The 19538-nt window shown below is 41.3% G+C and carries 22 protein-coding genes; all 22 read left to right on the forward strand.

Going from position 1 to position 19538, the window contains the following annotated elements:
• The first annotated feature begins 38 nt into the window (after positions 1 to 38).
• The 22 genes from QM810_RS06285 (at position 39) to QM810_RS06390 (ending at position 19535) form a co-directional block, all read left to right on the forward strand.
• Positions 39 to 488, forward strand: coding sequence for a DUF1492 domain-containing protein (locus tag QM810_RS06285; RefSeq protein WP_414254231.1), 450 nt, complete (start codon positions 39 to 41; stop codon positions 486 to 488).
• A 289-nt stretch (positions 489 to 777) separates the two neighbouring features.
• Entirely contained in the window at positions 778 to 1491 is a 714-nt protein-coding gene (terS, locus tag QM810_RS06290; RefSeq protein WP_213952405.1) for a phage terminase small subunit, read from the forward strand.
• Entirely contained in the window at positions 1481 to 2770 is a 1290-nt protein-coding gene (locus QM810_RS06295) for a PBSX family phage terminase large subunit (RefSeq protein WP_414254232.1), read from the forward strand. The genes terS and QM810_RS06295 overlap by 11 nt, the downstream gene beginning before the upstream one ends.
• Before the next feature lie 17 nt (positions 2771 to 2787).
• A complete protein-coding gene (locus QM810_RS06300) occupies positions 2788 to 4296 on the forward strand; it encodes a phage portal protein (protein ID WP_414254233.1) in 1509 nt (502 codons plus the stop codon).
• A 4-nt stretch (positions 4297 to 4300) separates the two neighbouring features.
• Positions 4301 to 6085: a phage minor capsid protein gene (locus QM810_RS06305; protein ID WP_414254234.1), complete on the forward strand. Its 1785-nt coding sequence runs from the start codon at positions 4301 to 4303 to the stop codon at positions 6083 to 6085.
• A gap of 5 nt (positions 6086 to 6090) precedes the next feature.
• Positions 6091 to 6267 carry a hypothetical protein gene (locus QM810_RS06310; protein ID WP_414254235.1) on the forward strand — a complete coding sequence of 59 codons (177 nt, stop codon included), beginning with the start codon at positions 6091 to 6093 and terminating at the stop codon, positions 6265 to 6267.
• Positions 6268 to 6423: 156 nt separating this feature from the next.
• Entirely contained in the window at positions 6424 to 6993 is a 570-nt protein-coding gene (locus QM810_RS06315) for a hypothetical protein (protein ID WP_414254236.1), read from the forward strand.
• Positions 6994 to 7006: 13 nt separating this feature from the next.
• Entirely contained in the window at positions 7007 to 7876 is an 870-nt protein-coding gene (locus QM810_RS06320; protein WP_414254237.1) for a hypothetical protein, read from the forward strand.
• Between the two features lie 14 nt (positions 7877 to 7890).
• Positions 7891 to 8133 (forward strand): Rho termination factor N-terminal domain-containing protein, encoded by a 243-nt coding sequence (locus QM810_RS06325; protein WP_414254238.1) that lies wholly within the window; start codon positions 7891 to 7893, stop codon positions 8131 to 8133.
• Positions 8126 to 8308 (forward strand): hypothetical protein, encoded by a 183-nt coding sequence (locus QM810_RS06330; RefSeq protein WP_414254239.1) that lies wholly within the window; start codon positions 8126 to 8128, stop codon positions 8306 to 8308. The genes QM810_RS06325 and QM810_RS06330 overlap by 8 nt, the downstream gene beginning before the upstream one ends.
• A 12-nt stretch (positions 8309 to 8320) precedes the next feature.
• Positions 8321 to 8722, forward strand: a complete 402-nt coding sequence (locus tag QM810_RS06335) for a hypothetical protein (protein ID WP_414254240.1) — start codon at positions 8321 to 8323, stop codon at positions 8720 to 8722.
• Positions 8723 to 8726: 4 nt separating this feature from the next.
• Complete coding sequence (locus QM810_RS06340) at positions 8727 to 9044, forward strand: putative minor capsid protein (RefSeq protein ID WP_414254503.1); 318 nt, start codon at positions 8727 to 8729, stop codon at positions 9042 to 9044.
• Complete coding sequence (locus QM810_RS06345; protein WP_414254241.1) at positions 9044 to 9436, forward strand: minor capsid protein; 393 nt, start codon at positions 9044 to 9046, stop codon at positions 9434 to 9436. Before QM810_RS06340 ends, QM810_RS06345 begins: the two co-directional genes overlap by 1 nt.
• The gene (locus tag QM810_RS06350) at positions 9433 to 9846 is read left to right on the forward strand and encodes a minor capsid protein (protein WP_414254242.1); all 414 of its coding nucleotides are present in this window, start codon (positions 9433 to 9435) and stop codon (positions 9844 to 9846) included. The genes QM810_RS06345 and QM810_RS06350 overlap by 4 nt, the downstream gene beginning before the upstream one ends.
• Entirely contained in the window at positions 9846 to 10307 is a 462-nt protein-coding gene (locus QM810_RS06355; RefSeq protein ID WP_414254243.1) for a phage tail tube protein, read from the forward strand. Before QM810_RS06350 ends, QM810_RS06355 begins: the two co-directional genes overlap by 1 nt.
• A gap of 53 nt (positions 10308 to 10360) precedes the next feature.
• Positions 10361 to 10720: a hypothetical protein gene (locus QM810_RS06360; protein WP_414254244.1), complete on the forward strand. Its 360-nt coding sequence runs from the start codon at positions 10361 to 10363 to the stop codon at positions 10718 to 10720.
• A 2-nt stretch (positions 10721 to 10722) separates the two neighbouring features.
• Positions 10723 to 11346 carry a Gp15 family bacteriophage protein gene (locus QM810_RS06365; RefSeq protein ID WP_414254245.1) on the forward strand — a complete coding sequence of 208 codons (624 nt, stop codon included), beginning with the start codon at positions 10723 to 10725 and terminating at the stop codon, positions 11344 to 11346.
• A gap of 15 nt (positions 11347 to 11361) precedes the next feature.
• The gene (locus QM810_RS06370; protein ID WP_414254246.1) at positions 11362 to 11970 is read left to right on the forward strand and encodes a hypothetical protein; all 609 of its coding nucleotides are present in this window, start codon (positions 11362 to 11364) and stop codon (positions 11968 to 11970) included.
• Positions 11971 to 12203: 233 nt separating this feature from the next.
• A complete protein-coding gene (locus QM810_RS06375) occupies positions 12204 to 15260 on the forward strand; it encodes a phage tail protein (RefSeq protein ID WP_414254247.1) in 3057 nt (1018 codons plus the stop codon).
• Positions 15257 to 15976: a hypothetical protein gene (locus QM810_RS06380; RefSeq protein WP_414254248.1), complete on the forward strand. Its 720-nt coding sequence runs from the start codon at positions 15257 to 15259 to the stop codon at positions 15974 to 15976. The genes QM810_RS06375 and QM810_RS06380 overlap by 4 nt, the downstream gene beginning before the upstream one ends.
• The gene (locus QM810_RS06385; RefSeq protein WP_414254249.1) at positions 15973 to 17349 is read left to right on the forward strand and encodes a phage tail protein; all 1377 of its coding nucleotides are present in this window, start codon (positions 15973 to 15975) and stop codon (positions 17347 to 17349) included. The genes QM810_RS06380 and QM810_RS06385 overlap by 4 nt, the downstream gene beginning before the upstream one ends.
• On the forward strand, positions 17349 to 19535 hold the full coding sequence (locus QM810_RS06390) for an SGNH/GDSL hydrolase family protein (RefSeq protein ID WP_414254250.1): 2187 nt from the start codon (positions 17349 to 17351) through the stop codon (positions 19533 to 19535). Before QM810_RS06385 ends, QM810_RS06390 begins: the two co-directional genes overlap by 1 nt.
• The last annotated feature ends 3 nt before the right edge of the window (positions 19536 to 19538 follow it).

A 19538-nucleotide genomic window follows, 5' to 3' on the forward strand; every position in this document is an offset into this window, starting at 1 on the left:
TTTTCAATAATATTATTATATCATAAAGGAGATAGAGAGTGAACAAAGCTAAAGAGTTACTTGATGAACTACAGAATTTGGATGAAGAGATACAGAATCGAATAGACGAGCTTGCTAATCTTGAAGCTAGTTTACTTTCTAGCCCTAAAATGAGCATGGATAAGGTTCAAGGTGGTCAGAAGGTTCGATTAGATGAACGTTACATCGATATTTTTAGCATGCAAGATTCCTTGAAAGAGTACATGAAGCAAGCAACTGCTGAAGCCATCCAGCGCAGAATTGAGCTCAGTAAATTGATTGATAAAATACCTAAGCCTGCAAGTCGAACAATTTTAAGGATGGTTTATATTCAGAAAGCAAGCGTGTATGATATGATGGATCATCTTGATTGTAGCAAGACAACTTTTTACAAAAAAAAGAAAGATGCAATCCGTGAATTGGGTGCTGTAGTTGATAAATGCGAACTAATGCAAACTAATGCGAACTAGATTTAAGTGCACTGGTCAATCAATCGTGCTATTATAGTATCATCAAGAATTAAAGCAAAGGCACCTTAGGCAAAATCCTAGAAAAGCTTCTGAAAAACTGCTGGCTTGGGTTACCAGTGGCGATAGAGTAGGATGTTTTAATATCGCAAAAAAAGGCTACAAAAAAATAAAAAAAGAAAAGGTAAGAATATAATATCGATTCTAGTCGAGGTCAGTAGTCGCCTTGCAAAAAGGTCACACATTGTGTGGCCTTTTTGATTTACAAAACGGACAAATAGGAGGTAATAGGTTGGGCAGAGCACGAGACCCGAACCGAGATAAAGCTTTTGAAATTTATAAGCAGAATAACGGAAACATCACTAACCGCAATATTGGCGACATGTTGGGCGTGCCTGAAAAAACTATCTCAGTTTGGAAGTTAAGAGATAAATGGAGTAATTGTAGTACTTCAAAAGATGAATGTAGTACTTCAAAAAGGAAACGGGGAGCGCCGAAAGGCAATAAGAATAGCAAAGGCGGAAGTATAGGTAACCAAAACGCCCTCAAACATGGGCTGTTTGCTAAGTATCTCCCTCAAGAGATATATGAGATAGCACAAGAGCTTTCAGAAAAACAGCCTATTGACATCCTATGGGAAAACATCACGCTGACTTATGCTAATCTGCTACACGCTCAGCGTATCTTGTATGTGCAAGATGTTCATGATACTACTACCATGCTTATTGCCAGTACAGCTAAAGGCAGTGAAAGCTATGAGGTTCACACGGCATGGGACAAGCAAGGAAAAGCGATGGCTGCAATAGCAAGAGCACAGGCTGAACTCAGAAGTATGATAAAAACCTATGATGAGCTTACGCAATCCCCTCTTGCGACCGAGGAACAAAGACAACGGATTGAATTGCTCAAAATCAAGATCGAGAGCAATCAAGGTTCCAAGTCCGATACATCTCTTATGGAGTCTTTGCTTGATGCAGTGAAGGGCGGTGACGAGGTTGAAGATTAAGTTTTCAAATAAACAACTCAAAATCATTCGCAGGCCATTCAACTATGAGCTTGAAGTCAACGAGGGCACACCTCGAAGCGGTAAGACAACCGCTGGTCATTTTAGATATGCCAGGTACTTGATTGAGTCACAAGATGAGAACCATTTGATAGCTGCATACAACCAAGAACAAGCCTACCGCCTTTTTATTGACGGTGACGGAACGGGGCTAATGCACATCTTCGACGGTGCTTGCAAAATCAAGCACGACGAGCACGGAGACCATCTCCTAATCGATACACCAAACGGCACTAAGCGAGTTTACTATAAAGGGGGCGGTAAAGCAAATAGTGTAGGTGCTATCACTGGTATGTCGCTAGGTTCAGTAGTCTTTTGTGAGATAAATCTATTGAATATGGATTTTATCCAGGAAGCATTCAGACGGACGTGGGCTGCTAAGCTCAGATATCATCTAGCTGATCTAAACCCTCCAGCGCCTCAGCATCCTGTTATCAAGGATGTATTTGACGTTCAAAACACCCGCTGGACCCATTGGACCATGGATGACAATCCGATTCTATCCGACGAGCGTAAGCAGTCTATTATTCAATCGCTGAAGAAAAACCCTTACCTCTACAAGAGAGACGTGCTCGGCCAACGTGTCATGCCTCAGGGCGTTATATACGGCCTTTTTGACCTTGAAAAGAACATCAAGGACAACTTGGTAGGCGAACCTATGGAAATGTATTTCAACGGTGATGGTGGGCAATCTGACGCCACCTCGATGTCTTGTAATATCGTTACTAAGCACAGAGAGGACGGAAAGACTTTCTTTAGGCTTAATCGTGTGGCTCATTACTACCATAGTGGTGCTGAAACTGGGCAAGTCAAAGCTATGTCTACCTATGCAGTCGAGCTTCGAGCGTTCATTCAATGGTGCGTTAACAAGTATCAAATGCGCTATACCGATGTCTGGATTGACCCAGCGTGTAGATCCTTACGAGAGGAATTACATAAGCTAGGGATTCAGACAAGAGGGGCTTTGAACAACGCCCATGACGTCAGCAGCAAGGCGAAGGGTATCGAGGTAGGGATTGAACGTGGCCAGAATATCATCTCTTCAGGTCAGTTCCTGCTTATCAATCATTCAGAGGAAGAGTACGACCATTACTATTTCTTGAAAGAGATTGGTCTTTATAGTCGTGACGATAACGGAAGGCCCATTGATAAAGACAACCACGCAATGGACGAATTCAGATATAGTGTCAACGTCTTTTACAAGAAATACGCTAATTTTTAACAGGAGCATAGCATAGAATGGGAATTATACAAACCATTAAAAATCTAATAAAAAGGAGTCAATACAGAATGACGACAGAAAGTCTGGCAAGTATCACAGACCATCCTAAAATCGCAATAACAAGCGCAGAGTATCGACGGATTAACGAGAACCTCAGATACTATCAAAGCAACGCTGGAACGGTTAATTACACGAACACGGACGGCATGATGAAACAGAGAGAAATGACTGTTTTGCCAATTGCTCGGACCGCTGCCAAGAAGATTGCTAGTCTGGTCTTTAATGAGCAAGCCTCGATTAAATTGGACGATAAAGAAGCAAATACATTCATTCAAGAAACATTGAAGAATGATCGCTTTAACAAGAATTTTGAGCGCTACCTTGAGAGTTGTTTAGCCCTTGGAGGTCTTGCCATGAGGCCCTATGTGGATAATGGACGAGTGAGAGTATCATTTGTACAAGCTCCAGTCTTTCTACCGCTTCAGTCTAACACGCAGGATATTTCAAGCGCTGCTATTGTTACTAAGACGATTAAGGCTTCAGGTCAGAAGAACATCTACTATACGTTGATTGAGTTTCATGAGTGGGCGAATGACGGGAAGTACGTCATTACTAATGAGCTATACAAGTCTGACAATCAGAATGTAATTGGCGACCGAGTGCCCCTTGCTGAAGTCTATGAGGATTTAGAAGAACAAGTTGAACTTGACGGTCTAACAAGACCGCTTTTTTCTTATCTCAAACCTCCAGGGATGAACAACAAGGACATCAATAGTCCTTTGGGATTGTCTATCTTCGACAATGCCAAGAGCACGATTGATTTCATTAATACGACCTATGACGAGTTCAAGTGGGAGGTCAAGATGGGCCAACGCAGAGTGGCAGTTCCTGAAAACCTCACAGAGACTCGCATGGTTAATCATGACGGGGACGTCCAACTTGTCAAACGCTTTGACACAGAGCAAAACGTCTACTTGCGTTTATCTACTAGCGACATGGACGGAGGAAGCATCACAGACCTAACAACTGCAATCAGAGCAGATGATTACATCAAGACCATTAACGAAGGCTTGAGCCTATTTGAAATGCTTTTAGGTGTGTCAGCTGGGATGTTTACATTTGATGGTCAGAGCTTGAAAACTGCGACCGAGGTTGTTTCTGAAAACTCTGATACATATCAGATGAGAAACAGTATTGTCAGCTTGGTTGAACAGTCTTTGAAAGAGTTGATTATCTCAATCTGCGAGCTTGGGAGCCTTTATGGATTATATAGCGGCCCAATTCCTCAAATGGAGAAGATTGCAATCAACCTTGACGATGGTGTCTTTACTGATAAGAACAATGAGCTTGACTATTGGACCAAGGCTTTGGCCAGTGGCATTGTCAGCAAGGCTCACGCTATCCAGAAGGCATTCAATATGTCAGAAACCGATGCTAAGAATATGATTCAAGCAATCAACCAGGAAACGATGGACACGGCCAACAGTCAGCGAAGTCAGCAAGATATTGATATTTACGGGGAGTGATTAAATGTCAAAGAAGAGACCACCGATTCAGTTCAATGACGAGCAACTGTTACTTCAAGCGAGCAATGTCGCAGACATCTATCACCAGCTGGCTTTGGATTTATTTGATAACGTGGTCGAGCGTGTGACGGAGCGTGGCACGGTCTATCTTGATAAACAACCGTACATCTGGCAACTCGAGAAGATGCAGCAGATGCACATCTTGAACGAGGAAAACCTAAAAATAATCTCTGAGCGTTCGGGTGTAGCTGAAGAACAACTACGACATATTGTCGAAAATGAAGGCTTGAAGCTCTATACGGACACAAAGCAACAACTCATTGAAGATTTAGGCCGTGGATCCCTGGGAGGTAATAACTACATTCAAGAGATTCTTGCTGATTATGCCAACCAAGCAGTCGACGAACTCCACAACCTAATCAACACAACGCTTCCTAAGGCCATCATCGGCGCTTATCAAGGCATCGTTGAACAATCTGTCGCTCGAGTGGTTACAGGCCTCTCTACGGCTGATAAAGCTATCTCTGACACGGTCATGAAGTGGCAAGAGAAAGGATTTCAAGGTTTCCAAGATAGCGCTGGTCGTAATTGGAAGATAGATAATTACGCACGGACGGTTATCAAGACGACAACTTATCGAACTTTTCGAGAAATGCGAACGAGACCAGCTGAAGAACTGGGCATTGATACCTTTTATTTTTCAAAAAAGGCGTCAGCTCGTAAGTCGTGTGCACCTTTGCAACATGAGATAGTCACGACTGGCCACGCTAGGGTCGAACATGGCGAGAAGATTTTAGCTTTGTCAGATTATGGTTACGGTCGGCCTGAAGGGTGCCTTGGTATTAACTGTGGCCACATGCTAACTCCGTTCATCCCAGGAGCGAACTACAAGCCTGATTTAGGCGAGGACGTCGATTCGGTTAGTCCAGAGCAAGCGATGGATAATGCCAACGCAGAAGCAAAGCAGAGGGCGCTAGAACGGTCTATCAGAGCGAACAAGGAAAAGCTCCACGTCGCTGAGAAATTGGGCGATAAAGAGCTGATAGACAAGTATAAGAGTAAGATAGGCACCCAAAACGCTGCTTTGAAAGACTACGTTGATAAGCACCCATTCCTGAAACGGGATGAGGCGAGGGAGAAATACTATGACGACCCATTTTCTCAAGCTCAAAAAGAAGTAAAACTCAGGAAGAAGATGTCAGAATATCACTACATCAAAGAGGATGAAATACCTGCATTTAAGAAAGTGGGCGGGAAAATCACTAAAGCAGAGCGTAAGGTTATCTATGCAGATGAAAACCCTCAAGGTTTGGGATATATTGGTACACCTCACAGTTTTGCTATCAATAAATACTTGAGAGATAAAAATGTAATGCCGCCTGAGTATCAGAATATAGTTGATACTTTGGATGGGGTCATCAAGAAAAATAGAGCTCTAAAAAATATCAAAGTCAATAGATTTGATGATGAGGGGTACTTTAATTCTATCCTTAGAAAGAACGCTAGTCTTTTGGAAAAACATGATAGCATTGAGTCTGCTCTTAATTCTGGACAAGCTACTTTTGATAATGATGGCTATACATCTACTAGTTATATTCCTAAATACAATTTCTTCCAGGGCAGACCTATTAAAACCATTATCAACATTCCTAAAAATGCTGAAATTTATTTCACTGATAACGATATAGAGAGCGAGATTATTCTTCCAAAAGGTTCAAAATATGATATAATTAACATGAAACGAAAAGAGGATAATGTTATTATTGAAATGAATCTAAGAGAGGAGTAAAATCTATGAATTTGGAAGAAGCGTTAAAACAAGTAAGCAGCTGGAATCTTAAAAAGCCTGCTCCATTAATCCCTTCTGAAATGACTGACGAGGAGCTCTCTCGATTGCGTTTTACATGGGTTTCTCCAGAAGATGAAGAACTTGTCATGAACGAACTCAAAAGACGTGGTCTAGCTTTGTAAACAATTAGCGCTTAGTACATTCTAGGCGCTTTTTTCATGCAATAAATTGCTATAAACCACTATAAACCGTATCAGATTTGATGCGGTTTTTTACTTGACTTTATCCGCAGTCGGTAAAGAACGGAAGATAATACCTAATTTTAGGAGGACAGAAGAATGCCAGAAGACATTCAAACACAAGCTGACCAGCCAGTCAATGCTGGAGAAAACACTGAGTCACAAACTCAAGAGCAACCTGTCAAGACTTTCACTCAAGATGAGGTGACTGGTCTTGTAGCTAAAGAGTCCAAGAAAGCACAAGAGAAAATCTTCAAAAGCCTAGGATTTGATGATGTCAAAAGTGCTAAAGAAGGGCTTCAGCAACTCAAAGAGTGGAAAGACTCACAGAAGAGCGAGGCTGAGAAACAGTCAGAAGCGCTTGCTGCTAAAGAGAAAGAGCTAGAAGCTGCTTTATCAAGTCAACGACTTCTTGAAGCTAAACTATCAGCTCTAACTTTGGGAGTGAATGCTGAGTCTGTGGACGACGTCATCACTCTTTCAAATCGCTTGGTATCCGACGATGTGTCTATTGAAGATGCTATCGGTCAAGTGTTACAAAAATATCCTCAATTTGGGCGCACAGAGCAACCTGAGGAGAAGAAGCCGACATTTTCAGCTGGAGGCAATCCAACGGCTGGAACGAACCAAGAAGACGCCTTTTTGAAGGCTCTAGGATTAAACAACTAACAGGAGATCTATAATGACAATTAACTATATCACTAAACATGAAGGCACTTTTGAAAAGAAATTGATGCAAGGTGCACTTACTAACATTTTGGAAACACCACAGGTAAACTGGTTAGGTGCTAAATCGTTCGAGTTGCCTACAATTTCAGTTACTGGTTACAAGGCACACACACGCTCTAAAGGCTACAACGCTGGTACAGTTTCAAACGACAAGAAAGTTTACACGCTTGGATTTGACCGTGACGTTGAATTCTTTGTGGATTCTGCAGACGTAGACGAAACAAACCAAGAACTTTCAGCTGCAAACGTATCTAATACATTCATCACTGAACACGCAACTCCAGAAGTTGATGCTTACCGTTTCTCTAAACTTGCAACAGAAGCTATCACAGGTACACACTTCAAGTCTGAAGCTGACTTGTCAGAAGTGAATATCTACTCACGCTTGAAGGCTGCCCTTTTGCCAGTTCGTAAATATGGTGCTCAGAACATCTTTGTTTATGTCTCTAGCGAAGTTATGGACTTCTTAGAACGTTCTAAAGAGTTCACACGCTCAATCGCTACTACATCACCTCAAGGCATCGATACTCGTGTCACTTCCCTCGATGGAGTTCAGCTTATCGAAGTTTGGGACGATGCACGATTCAAGACTAAATTTGATTTCACTACTGGATTTGTTAAGGCTGCAGACGGTAAAGACATCAACTTCTTGATCGTTGCTAAACCTGCAGTAATTGCCAAGGCTAAGTTCAACTCTATCTATCTTTTCGCACCTGGTCAACATACAGAAGGCGACGGATACTTGTACCAAAACCGTTTGTATCATGACCTCTTTGTCCTAGATACTAAGAAAGACGGTGTCTACGTTTCTCACAAAGCCTAATAAGGGGGTAATCCATGAAGAAATACGAAAAAGCAAACCAAGTCTACACAGTCCAAGAAGGCAGCTTGCTCGAAGCGCAGTTAGTCGCTGACGGCTTTGAAGAAGTGGTTGACGAGGCAGAGCTCAAAGAGCTACTTGCCACTCATCAACTAGCAGACCTTACTTTGGTTGAGCTGAAAGCTCTTGCTAAAGAGCGAGGGCTTGAAGGCTATTCAAACAAAACGAAAGACGAGCTTTTGGAGGTATTGAATGGCTAAGTATCAGGCAAAGCTGAACGTTTATCTAGCTAAGTCTGACCGTCATTTTGATAAAGGTCAGGTGTATGACCTGGATAAACACGAAGCGCAGGAAATCAACGCACTAGTTGATTGTTTAGAACTCGTTGAGGATCTTGACGAGGAATTAGTTGAGGTGGAGACATCCACCTTTTAAGGAGGTGATTTGATGTCTTATCTAACTAAAGAAGAGTTCACTGAGCTTGGTTTTGAGTGCGAGGGCGACTTTTACAAACTTTTGAAACGTGCTAAGCTCGCAATCGATGCATTTACAAGAGATTTCTATTTCTTGAATAGCTTTGAGAGTGACAATGAAGCACGAAAAAGGGCGGTCAAGCTCGCTACGGCTTATCAGATAGCTTATTTAGACAGTTCAGGAGTCATGACGGCAGAGGACAAGCAGTCTATTGCTAGTATGTCAGTCGGGCGGACGTCGGTTAGCTATCGTACAAGCTCACAGAACGGCTCAGGCTCGCTTTCAGTGGCTGAACGTTATAATTTATCCAAGGACACAGAAAACTGGCTTAGAATGGCTGGTTTTGGCTTTATGAGGGTTGATTATGATAGATAAAAGAATGCTACCTGATTCTGTGACTATCAAGAAGTCAATCGGAGAGGATAAGTGGGGGAAAGAAACCTATTCTGACCCCCTTTTATTATCTCCTTGTAAATTCGACAGGTCCTACTCTCATTCTGGCTCAGGTAATCATCGTAGTGAGCACAATTCCTCGACCGTGATTGTTTATCACAAATATTGCCCCGTGGAGCTCGACAAGAGCTACGTCGGTGGCATTGTCGAAGAAGACGGAGTCAGCTACGTTGTAAAAGACATCATTCCACAGTATCATCCGTTGACGAGTAGGCTTCTAGCTTATGAAATCGAGGTGATTTAGTGGGTGGTGTAAGTGTCAAGATTGACTTAAAAGGTGTTGAAAAGAAAGTATCTCCAGAGAATTTCGCTAAGGGTAAGTTGGCCATAGCTAACCAAATGCTATTGGATATGGAGCCATACGTCCCTAAAAGGAAGGGGGAATTGAGGTCTAGCGGACATGTTCGACAAGACTCGATTATCTATGAAACGCCCTACGCTAGATTGCGTTATTACGGTAAGAAGCGCAAAGGGTTCTTTTCTGAGAAACAAAGAAAGTTCTTCTTTGCGAATAAAGAGAAGCTACTGAGTCAAAAACCAAAGCCTGGAACTGGTCCAAGGTGGGATAAAAAAGCCGCAGCCCTACACTCTAAGAATTGGGCTGATGTCGGATTGAAAGCGATGGGATTGAAATGAACCAAAATAATGACTTTGCAGATGTCTTGCTTGAGCATATCGAGGGTATTGAGGGCATTCAAGAAAAAATCCCGTCTAAACTTGGCTATTTAACCGAGAAAGAGGGGTTAGTAGTCTTTCCTCTTCCTGGTGGAGAGGTTGTAGACGAGGACATGGCTGGAACTCAAACAGTCAGCTTGCCCTTTGAAATTGCTATCAAGTCACGAGATCAGGAATTAAACAATAATACATTGTGGCAGATTAACGCTGCCTTATCAAATATGGACCTAGAATTGCCAAGTAAGAATGGCTCTTACGAGTTTTTAGGTCTGAAAGTCGACAAGCCTTACTTGAATGATTTAGACGAGCAAGGCTTTTACATTTACTTGCTGGACGTAACTGCCAGCCTTGAAATTGAAAGGAAAGAATAATGCCAAAAAATAAAAACGCACTACGAAAACACTACGTTGGACCTTACAAAGAAGCTACTCCAGACACTCCGCCGACCTCAGAGGAATATCTCTGGCTTGCTAAAGGTCTGAAGTCATCTTCACCAGAGAATAACGAAGAAACAGACGATTCTGCGTACTTCGACGGCGACGGAACCAAGGAAGAAATTGTTGTTTCTAAAACAAGAGGACGCACTTTTGAAGGGCATCGTGATTACTCAGATAAGGCACAGAACTTTGTTGCTGACAAAGAAGATGAGGTCGGTGATGATCTCGTTGTTTGGTATAAGGAAGTTTCGTCTGATGGCAAAACTCAAAAAGAGGGATTGGCCCGTCTTTCTGAAATTGAAATTGGAGACGGTGAAGCGTCAGAGCTTGAAACAATCAAATTCAAGATTGCTTGGATTCGCAAACCTAAGAAATCAACTGTAGTACCAGGATAATCTAAAGGCGTGATAATTCACGCCTTTTTATTTTTGAAAAAAGGAGAAAAACAATGGTCGTAATTAAAAAGCTAAGCAATATCATCCCTGTTGATTTTGGGGAGTTTCAGTTTGAATATGTTGTGAATGACAAGGGAGCGAAGGAACTTGATAAGTTCCGCGAAGACTTATCAAAGAACTGGAAGAAAATGGAAAAGCTTTCTGACGAGGAAATTGCAGAAAAAGCAAAAGAACTTGTAGAAGAAGGTTGGACTCAATTATTTGGGACCGATGCATTTGAAAAAGCCTATAAATTCGCAGACGAAGATACAACTATCGCCTTCAATTATCTGATGCAGGCGACTCTTGGGATCCAGAAAGAATATAGAGAGCGCAATTCAGAAGCTGCAATCAAGAAATATTTAGAGGGTTAATTATGCTAGATCTATCACGAAAATTGACAGATGAGTTGGTTATTGGTGATAAGGTCTACTCTCTCAATATGTCCTTCGATAATATCATTAGACTCTTTGAAATGTGGTGTGATGAAGAAATCCCAGAAAATGTCAAACCTTTTTTTGCTTTAAAAATGCTTACTGGAGACGGATTCGGTTCATTATCAATCGAAGATGCCATGGATGTCTTTCAACAGGTCTTTGAGGAGCACATTCAGTTGAAGTCACTGAAAGATGTATCGGTTGAGTACGACTTAGCTGGAAATGTGATGAAAAAAGAACCTTCTACCAAAAGTAATGAACCGCCGGTTTACGATATTTCGCTTGACGGTGATTTCATTTATGCGAGTTTCATGCAAGCATATCGCATTGATTTGCTTGAAGAAAGAGGGAAATTGCACTGGAAGAAGTTTAATGCTCTATTGTCAGGTCTGCCAGAAGGCACTAAATTCGTTGAAGTCATCAAAATCAGGAAGTACAAGCCAAGAAAAGGCGACTCACAGGCTTACATCGATGAAATGATGAAGTTAAAGAAAGAGTACGCACTGCCTGATTCTGAAGAATACGACGATGAAGAAGATGATTATGATTACGACATGGAATAGAAAGGAGGTAGCAAAATGGCAGACGGTAAGGTTGTCATCCAGGTAGATATGGATGGCGATAAGGCTCAATCAGGAGTTGCACGTCTAAAAGGAATGGTCGGAGGGCTGTCCGAAAGCGGAGAGCGATTAGGCTCGGTCTTTAAGTCGGTTTTAGGCGCTAACATCGTTAGTGGTGCTTTGATTTCAGGGATTCAGTCTTTGGGCAGTGCTGTCAAAGGTGTATTTTCTACAGCTTTAGACGAAGGAGCCAAGCTCCAGCAATCATTCGGTGGTATTGATACGCTCTACCAGGGAGCGGAAGATACCATGAAACAATATGCTACTGCTGCGGCTGCTGCTGGTATCTCTGCTAACACATACGCAGAGCAGGCAGTTTCTTTTGGTGCAAGCTTGAAAAAAGCGCTTGGTGGTGATGCCGTGAAGGCTGCTGAGTCAGCCAATAAGGCAATCATGGCTATGGCCGACAACTCAGCTAAAATGGGTACTGACATTGGTTCAATCCAAATGGCTTATCAAGGATTTGCCAAGGGTAACTACACCATGCTTGATAATTTAAAGCTCGGTAGAAAAACCATAGCCGAGTATAAACCTAGTGAAAACGGTGAAACTCTAGCAGTCGCCTAGACAATACCGTGCTAAGCAAGATTTATTCTTGAAAGTGTAACGACTATCGAAACAGAGGAACAAAGTTTCCTTAATGGAGTAGAGTAGGCTCAAGCGAGCCGAAGCGCTAGGGTGCATTTAATGCATAAGAGATAGTCTAATCTCTATGGTGACATAGAGCAGTCTTAAAAAGACGGTTATGATCTAGCGAATCATAGCGAATACGTACCGTGTATGGTGGTACTCAACAAGAAATGCAACGGCTTCTTAAAGATGCCAGCAAACTTGAAAAAGCGATGGGTAAGAAATTTGATATCAACAACTTTGCCGATATCGTAGAAGCCATTGACCTGGTTCAACAAGAATTGGGAGTTGCGGGAGTTGCAGCAAAAGAAGCTGAAACTACTTTTAGTGGCTCATTCTCTGCAATGAAGGCTTCTGCATCTAATTTCTTGGCAAACCTCTCACTTGGCGAAGATATTGGTCCATCTCTGAAGACACTCATTTCTACTACATCAACCTTCCTTTTAGGCAATTTCGTGCCAATGGTAGGAAATATCATGCGTCAGCTTCCTAATGCGATTGAAGTAGCAATGGCAGAGGCTGGCCCTAAGATTGAAGAAGGATTTAAGTCCTTGTTCACGTCGATAGGAGTTGACGAGGGTGTATTTGATTCATTTAAGGACACTTTTCGAGCTGTTGTCGTGACAATCCAGTCACTCTTTGAAGAATTGACAAGCGAGTCCAATGGATTTGGCAATGTTATTCAAGGGGTAGGGAATGTCATTCAAACAGTGAATGTTATCATCCAAAATTTAGCTATGGCTTTTCAGTTTGCACTAGAAGCCTTTGAGAATACAGGAGCAATCAAGAACGCTTATCAAGCTTTTAAAGACTTGACAGATGCAGCTTTAGATCTTGCGACTAAATTGGGAGATGCAATTCCTTGGGATATAGTAGGCGCAGTCGCTGGTCAGGTTGTAAATGCTATTTCAGTGATTGTAAGTTGGATTTCAAAATTAACTCAATCAATTAGTGCGGACGTTTGGAAGGGGCTGATAACAGGTGTTGGAGGGGCAATCCTAGCATTTAAAGGCTTTAACTTCCTAAAAAGTTTCAATCCGTTTGGCTTATTTGCTAAAGGTGCAAAAGAAGGAGCAGACGAAGTTGTGAAGGGTGCGACAAAATCCAAAAGCGTTGTAACCCAGATTTTTAACGGATTGGCTAATATCATCAAAACAACAGGAACAGCAATCAAGACGGTTGCTACAGGGATTGGCCAAGGTATCAAAATAGCCCTCTCTGGATTAGCGCCAGTTATTAAAGCCTTTGGAGCTGCATTGAAAACTGCAGGCATGGGCAATATCCTAGCGCTTGGCGGAGCAGTTGCTATTGCAGCGGTCGGTATTGGTGCTGGTATTGCTATTATTGCTGCAGGCTTAAGTCTCATTGCTAGTCAAGGCGAAGGAGTGGCTACAATCATTAACGCAGTTGGTCAGGCATTTGTTACTGTCGCTACTGCAATCATCAGCACATTTGCTCAGGCTATCGTCACAGTTTCAGGAGTTCTTCCAAATGTAACAAGTGCCTTAGCTCAACTCTCTCCTCTTGTCGTTGCATTTGGTGAAGCTATGGGGGCTGCTGCTCCATTTATTACAGCTTTGGGAGATGCCATTTCAGGAATTGCCACGGCAGTAACTCCGATTGTTGAGATTATAAGTAATGCGTTCGTTTCAGTATCTCAAATTATTGCTGACGCTATCGTTCAAATCGTTGAAGCGATTGCTCCGTTTGCTCCAGCTATAACTGAAATGGTAGTTGCGATTGCTCCGTCAATTGCAGATATTGTTTCATCATTTAGCGATATGTTCTCTCAGATTAGTCCTATCATTGACAGTTTGACAAATTTGCTAAAAACGTTTGGCGAACAAGTCAGCTCAATCTTAGAGAGCGCTGGCGGTGTGGTCGAGTCGTTTGGTTCAGCTATCCGTAATGTGCTAGACGGTGTAGCTGGAATTTTTGATAGTATCGGTAATGCTGCTAAAAATGCAGGGCAAGGCGTGAAGTTGATGGCTGAGGGTATTCAAATCCTTGTAGGACTCAATTTAGCTGACCTTGCAGGGACTTTGACGGTTGTTTCAGCAGGCCTTGCTGCTATTGCTAACTCAGGCATCGCTACGGCTGGTCCTGGATTACAACAGGCAGGAACTGGATTGATGCTGATTGCTACATCAGCTCAATTGGCAAGCGCGGCTATGCAGTCACTACCTACTGCTCTATCATCGCTAAGTACAAGTCTTGGTACATTACCAGAAACATTAGCAAGCGCTGGAGCTTCGATGAGCACCTTTGCTACATCAGCTATGAGCTCGTTTGCAAGCCTTTCTAGAACTGTTGAGGTCGTGACATTGGTCCAAACGGCTGGAACATTGATGGCCACAAACATGCAAGCGAGCATGGCTCAAGTCCTTGTCACAGTGAACAACGGCATGACTTCAATCGTGCAAAGCGTTCGCAATAATGCGAGTCAGATGGTTGAAAGCTGGAGAGTGTCTGGACAGCAACTTGTCAGCGCTACTCAAGGATTTGTGAATTCAGCAAACAATACTCTTTCTCAAATTGGGCGAGGAGTTAACCTTTATTCAAACGGTTCAGCACTCATGGCTGGTTTGAAGTCTGGTATTGACTCAGGTTGGTCTCAGATTACTTCTAGCGTCTCGAATATGGCTCAATGGATTAAAGACCATAAAGGGCCTGTGTCATACGATAGAAGGTTACTTATCGATAACGGTTCAGCACTTATGGCTGGTTTGAATCAAGGTATTCAGACTGGTTGGAAAAATGTCATGGGCAATGTTTCTAGTATGGCAGAAACTATCCAAGATGTAATCAACGATGACTATTCAGATATTGGCTGGCAGATTGGGTTAGGCATTTCAAATGGCCTTAATTCGTCAATGGATAAAGTCACAGGCCATTTGGACGCTATTCGTGATCATGTTAATGATTTTAGCTTGAAATCGAAGAATCTTTTGACAGGTGCTACCGCTACAATGTCAAGCCAATTGAAGGTTGAGACGTTGAGAGGCAAGACACCAATCGATGAAACATCTAGCAGACAAGAAGCCTACATTGCTCACTCTACTAGTCTATTATCAGATGTGATTGATAGTTTGTCTGAGTTGAGAGAGCAAGTCGCACAAGGTCAGACGATGGTCTTGGACACAGGAGCGCTCATTGGTGGCACTGCTTATGCTTATGACGAAGCAGTAGGTAACATTCAGACATTGAAAGGACGGCATCGATTATGATTACTCAAATTAAGGAATATATCCAATTCGGTGATTTTAATAGCAAAGATGCTGGTTGGTATCTTCAAAGTAGGGACGCCCCTACTCCTGACAAAAAGGAGATTGTGGAGCAAATTCCTTATCTACAAGGTGTTTTAGACTTCTCCGATGCACTCGGAGAGGTCTTCTTTGATAGACGAGAAATCACTTATGAATTTAAGTTGCCAAACAAAGACTACCCTGACAGAAAAGTTGCTGAACGGTTCATAAAATCAAGTATGACGACTAAATCAGAAAGTCAGCTATTTGATACTCATGATAAGCGATATTATTGGATTGGAAAAATTAAAAGTATCAAAGTAACAGATGTACCTCTGAAGAAACATTTGATTGCTACAATTGTATTTATTTGTTATCCATTTGCATTTCATGTTGATAATTACTTCGACGATGTCTGGGATACATTCGACTTCGAGAACGATTTCTCAAATTGGACCAAGTGGGATATTAACGGCCGAGAAGAAATTTATTTTGTGAATGGCGGTGATACTTCTGTCAGTCCAACAGTCATCTGCAGCAGTGACATTACATTGATTGATAAAAAAGGTAAAACTTATAAATTTCAAAAAGGTGAGAATAATGACTTTGTTTTATCTATTAAACCAGGTATTAACCGTTTTACTGCCAAAGGAAATGGGACAATTTCATTAAGATTCAATGCAGAGGTGATGGCATGAGTAGTAGAGGAGGTTTTGAAGTATATTTTTGGAACTCTTTTAGAGAAATGTTATCGGATACCGATTTTACAAAAAAGAAGGTCGTTCATAGTCCATATTCTCGGAAAGGGAATAAAGTTCTTTCAGGATCTATCAAACAAGCGCAGAATGCAATCAATGAGTTCACTTTCGTTATTCCGATGCAAAATAATTTGTATCAAAAACTCACCCCTTTCCAATCGATTGTCCAGGTTGTGAATTTATATGACGAGGAAGTCGAATTTGAGGGTAGGGTTCTGAGCGTTTCAAATAAAATGACGAGTACAGGATTTGTCCAAGAGATTGTTTGTGAAGATTTCTTATCATTTCTGCACGACAGCACACAACAATATCAAAAACTAAAAAACTCTGGTGCTGAAGCATACTTGAGAGAAATCTTGAATCAGCATAATGCACAAGTAGAAGATTACAAGCGAATCCATCTTGGAACTGTCACGGTCAAGAGTTTGACAGACAAACCTTGGCGCTATCTTGGATATGAATCAACTTGGGATACAATCAGAGACCGAATTGTATCTAATATAGGCGGATATTTGACTTTAAGACGAGAGAAATCTGGGTTCTATTTGGATTGGACATCTTCTGTTGGGACAAATCAAGAATCTCCTATCCAGCTAGGTAGAAACATCAAGTCTGCATCTCGTGAAATTTCATTCGATGGGATTGCAACTCAAATCATGCCGATTGGAGCAGATGAGAAGAATAGTCAAAATCGAAGCAGTAATAACAAGGAAGAGCAAGGTCCCGATGTTACCAGGAAACAAATCGATATCTCATCGGTCAACGGTGGCAGGATATGGCTTGAAGATGCTGAACTTGTAGCCAAGTTTGGTGTTATCAGAAAGCCTGTTATTTGGACGGAAATTGATAATCCTCAAGTCTTAAAAAATAGAGGACTTCAGTATCTAAAAAATCAGAAAATCGCATTGGCCAAGTGGACGGTTTCAGCAGTCGAGAGATATCTGATTGACTCTAGATATGCGAAATTTAAGATTGGGAACACACACCCGATTTTAAATGCTCCACTTTCAGGAATCGAGCGTTTGCAAATTATCGAGAAAAAGATTGATATCCTAAATCCTCAAAGTGTGGATTTGGTTATTGGTTCTAAGTCTCAATCGCTATCTGCCTATCAACTACAATCTCAAGAAGCGGTTGAATCAATTGAACGTGTTAAAGCGAATCAAGAGATTGAGAGCAAGCGTGAGAAACTATTGGCACTAACAAGCGAACTAGAGCGCTTGAGAAATGAACGCAAGCCTGAAAATACAGAAAGAATTAGAGCGTTAGAAGCTGAAATCATTAAAATTAGAAATGAATTAGGAGGAAGTTAATGACAACAGAAGAAGCAACAGGACGTTTGAATCTATACGACGATCCTTCGCCGTTGCCTAAAACTGACAATATCAACATTCTTGTTGATGGCATCAGAAAAAAAACGAGAGGTGCTGATGTTCGAGAATCGATTGCGAAAGCACTTGAGGTAACATACGCAACAGCGACCAAAGACGGTAATGCGAATATGGAAGTAGCAAAAGCTAGAGGTGGATTTGACACACTTTCGCAAAATCTTATGAGCATAAATGCCAATGCGGATGCTGCTAATCAAAAAGCCAGCCAACTTACCAATGACAAAGTTGACAAAAATGGGGCTGCGCAAGTTACTTGGGCAATGTTAGCGCAGGATGCCAGAGAGCAGATCGCTGGAAGCAAAGTGGCAGTTGTTGGTAATAACGCTGTTAGTTCTGCTAATATTGTTAACGGCTCTGTAACAGATGCTAAATTAGATGAGCGTATGGGCTTTGGTTTAATGTTGGCCGGGCGATTGACAATTGATGCGAGAAATTCTACGATTTCACTAAATTCAGGAAGTTGGATACAAGTAGGAAAACGGAAATTTGGAGTGACTAAGAATTTAACAGCAGCCCTTCCGAAAGAGAATATCAGCCAATATGTGATATATAACGACGAAACTCAAGAATTATCTGTGAAAACCCTCGGAACTATTAGCAATATTGGGAACAGAGAAACCATTCTTGCTATTTTGTTCAGCGAAATGCTTTTGCATCCGCAATCTTCTCCTTTTGTCAAGACAATAGGATTAAAGATTGGCGAGAGAAGTGACTATATAGACGCTAACTGGGGGACAGTTATTCAAGGTCAAATTATCTTTGATCCAAAAACTCGAACGATAAAAGGCAAACGTGATGGAAATAATTTTATCATCGCTTGCGATGGTTACTTCATCGATGGTATTGATGAGTTTGAACTGACGTTTGATTCACCTTTCGGACGCTTGTTATTGTTCGATAGAGACACTAAAACATTTCAGCTTACGACCATGTATTCTTATTCAGAATACCGACAAACTGAAAAACCAAAAACAGCATCTCTAATCAAAATTGCGGAAATATATTTTGATGAAATTCGACATATATCTCACGAAAGAAATTTTGTTAACGTCAATAAGTTGGCTTCTGCTCAGTCAATAATCACATTAGAGCAGCTCAAAATCGACCTGCAGACTAAAAAAACTGTCATTGTGACTTTAGGAGATAGTACAACCGACGCACTAAGAACATCCAATTATACCGGCAACGTTCTTGAAAGTTTGGTTGAAAAACCTAACAGCTACACTGAGATTTTAAATAACATTGTAAATAATCAAAAAGGTTATTCATTCAACCATAAGTTTTACAATCGAGGGTTCTCAGGAAAAACAATTAATTGGCTTCGTCAAAATTTGGATGCCGTTCTATCTCCGATACCTGAATCAATTGATTATGCATTCATTACAATGGGTATCAATGACCTGGTATATGATGCAAGTAAGATTAAATCATTCCGTGATGATCATATCTATATTATCAATCGTTTGTTGGCAAAAGGGATTAAACCTGTACTAATGAGCACTCAAGCTGAATTTGAGAATCACAAGCGTTTTGGTTCGAAGATTAATGCTATAGCCGACAACATCAAGAAGGATTTAGCTACAGAATTAGGATTGCCATTTATTGATTATAATGCAGGTACACGAAATGTTTTGAATAATTCAGAATATAAGATTAAGGATTTAAGTCCTGATATGTGTCACTTTGGGAATCTAGGTCATCAAAAAGGGGCGGAATTCTTAGCCAGTCAATTGATACACCAGACAGCAGTGATTTCAGAATTTAGCAAAGTTGGATATCAAAACAATAAAGTTGTGTCAGATTTGAACTATTCAGATTACTTATCAGATGAGCAGGACGAAGTCAAATTTATTGGAAGGACTGATGGGTTTGATTTAGAAGGCCAACTAAACTCTACTCAAACAAAGACAATGTTTGAGGTTTCGGTTTATATTGAACGTCCATCAATTGTTCACTATTTTGGGAACAACGTGATTCTGACGTCAAACGGGCAGTCGTTATCAGACGGAGCTGTGCTTGATGTCGGATTTTATCGAATTTCAGCTAAAAACATCCCTGGAGTTGCTAGTAAATTCCGTGGCTTGAAATTTAATCTGAAAGAAGTATAGACA

Source organism: Streptococcus infantis (assembly GCF_047464155.1).
GTDB classification, from domain to species: Bacteria; Bacillota; Bacilli; order Lactobacillales; family Streptococcaceae; genus Streptococcus; species Streptococcus infantis_U.

What these genes read in the sequence shown, in the direction of transcription:
- QM810_RS06375 (WP_414254247.1), top strand. Translation starts at nt 12,204, where the DNA reads ATGCAACGGCTTCTTAAAGATGCCAGCAAACTTGAAAAAGCGATGGGT.
- QM810_RS06325 (WP_414254238.1), top strand. Translation starts at nt 7,891, where the DNA reads ATGAAGAAATACGAAAAAGCAAACCAAGTCTACACAGTCCAAGAAGGC.
- QM810_RS06380 (WP_414254248.1), top strand. Translation starts at nt 15,257, where the DNA reads ATGATTACTCAAATTAAGGAATATATCCAATTCGGTGATTTTAATAGC.
- QM810_RS06365 (WP_414254245.1), top strand. Translation starts at nt 10,723, where the DNA reads ATGCTAGATCTATCACGAAAATTGACAGATGAGTTGGTTATTGGTGAT.
- QM810_RS06320 (WP_414254237.1), top strand. Translation starts at nt 7,007, where the DNA reads ATGACAATTAACTATATCACTAAACATGAAGGCACTTTTGAAAAGAAA.
- QM810_RS06315 (WP_414254236.1), top strand. Translation starts at nt 6,424, where the DNA reads ATGCCAGAAGACATTCAAACACAAGCTGACCAGCCAGTCAATGCTGGA.
- QM810_RS06335 (WP_414254240.1), top strand. Translation starts at nt 8,321, where the DNA reads ATGTCTTATCTAACTAAAGAAGAGTTCACTGAGCTTGGTTTTGAGTGC.
- QM810_RS06360 (WP_414254244.1), top strand. Translation starts at nt 10,361, where the DNA reads ATGGTCGTAATTAAAAAGCTAAGCAATATCATCCCTGTTGATTTTGGG.
- QM810_RS06390 (WP_414254250.1), top strand. Translation starts at nt 17,349, where the DNA reads ATGACAACAGAAGAAGCAACAGGACGTTTGAATCTATACGACGATCCT.
- QM810_RS06385 (WP_414254249.1), top strand. Translation starts at nt 15,973, where the DNA reads ATGAGTAGTAGAGGAGGTTTTGAAGTATATTTTTGGAACTCTTTTAGA.
- QM810_RS06305 (WP_414254234.1), top strand. Translation starts at nt 4,301, where the DNA reads ATGTCAAAGAAGAGACCACCGATTCAGTTCAATGACGAGCAACTGTTA.
- QM810_RS06310 (WP_414254235.1), top strand. Translation starts at nt 6,091, where the DNA reads ATGAATTTGGAAGAAGCGTTAAAACAAGTAAGCAGCTGGAATCTTAAA.
- QM810_RS06330 (WP_414254239.1), top strand. Translation starts at nt 8,126, where the DNA reads ATGGCTAAGTATCAGGCAAAGCTGAACGTTTATCTAGCTAAGTCTGAC.
- QM810_RS06355 (WP_414254243.1), top strand. Translation starts at nt 9,846, where the DNA reads ATGCCAAAAAATAAAAACGCACTACGAAAACACTACGTTGGACCTTAC.
- QM810_RS06370 (WP_414254246.1), top strand. Translation starts at nt 11,362, where the DNA reads ATGGCAGACGGTAAGGTTGTCATCCAGGTAGATATGGATGGCGATAAG.
- QM810_RS06350 (WP_414254242.1), top strand. Translation starts at nt 9,433, where the DNA reads ATGAACCAAAATAATGACTTTGCAGATGTCTTGCTTGAGCATATCGAG.
- QM810_RS06340 (WP_414254503.1), top strand. Translation starts at nt 8,727, where the DNA reads ATGCTACCTGATTCTGTGACTATCAAGAAGTCAATCGGAGAGGATAAG.
- QM810_RS06300 (WP_414254233.1), top strand. Translation starts at nt 2,788, where the DNA reads ATGGGAATTATACAAACCATTAAAAATCTAATAAAAAGGAGTCAATAC.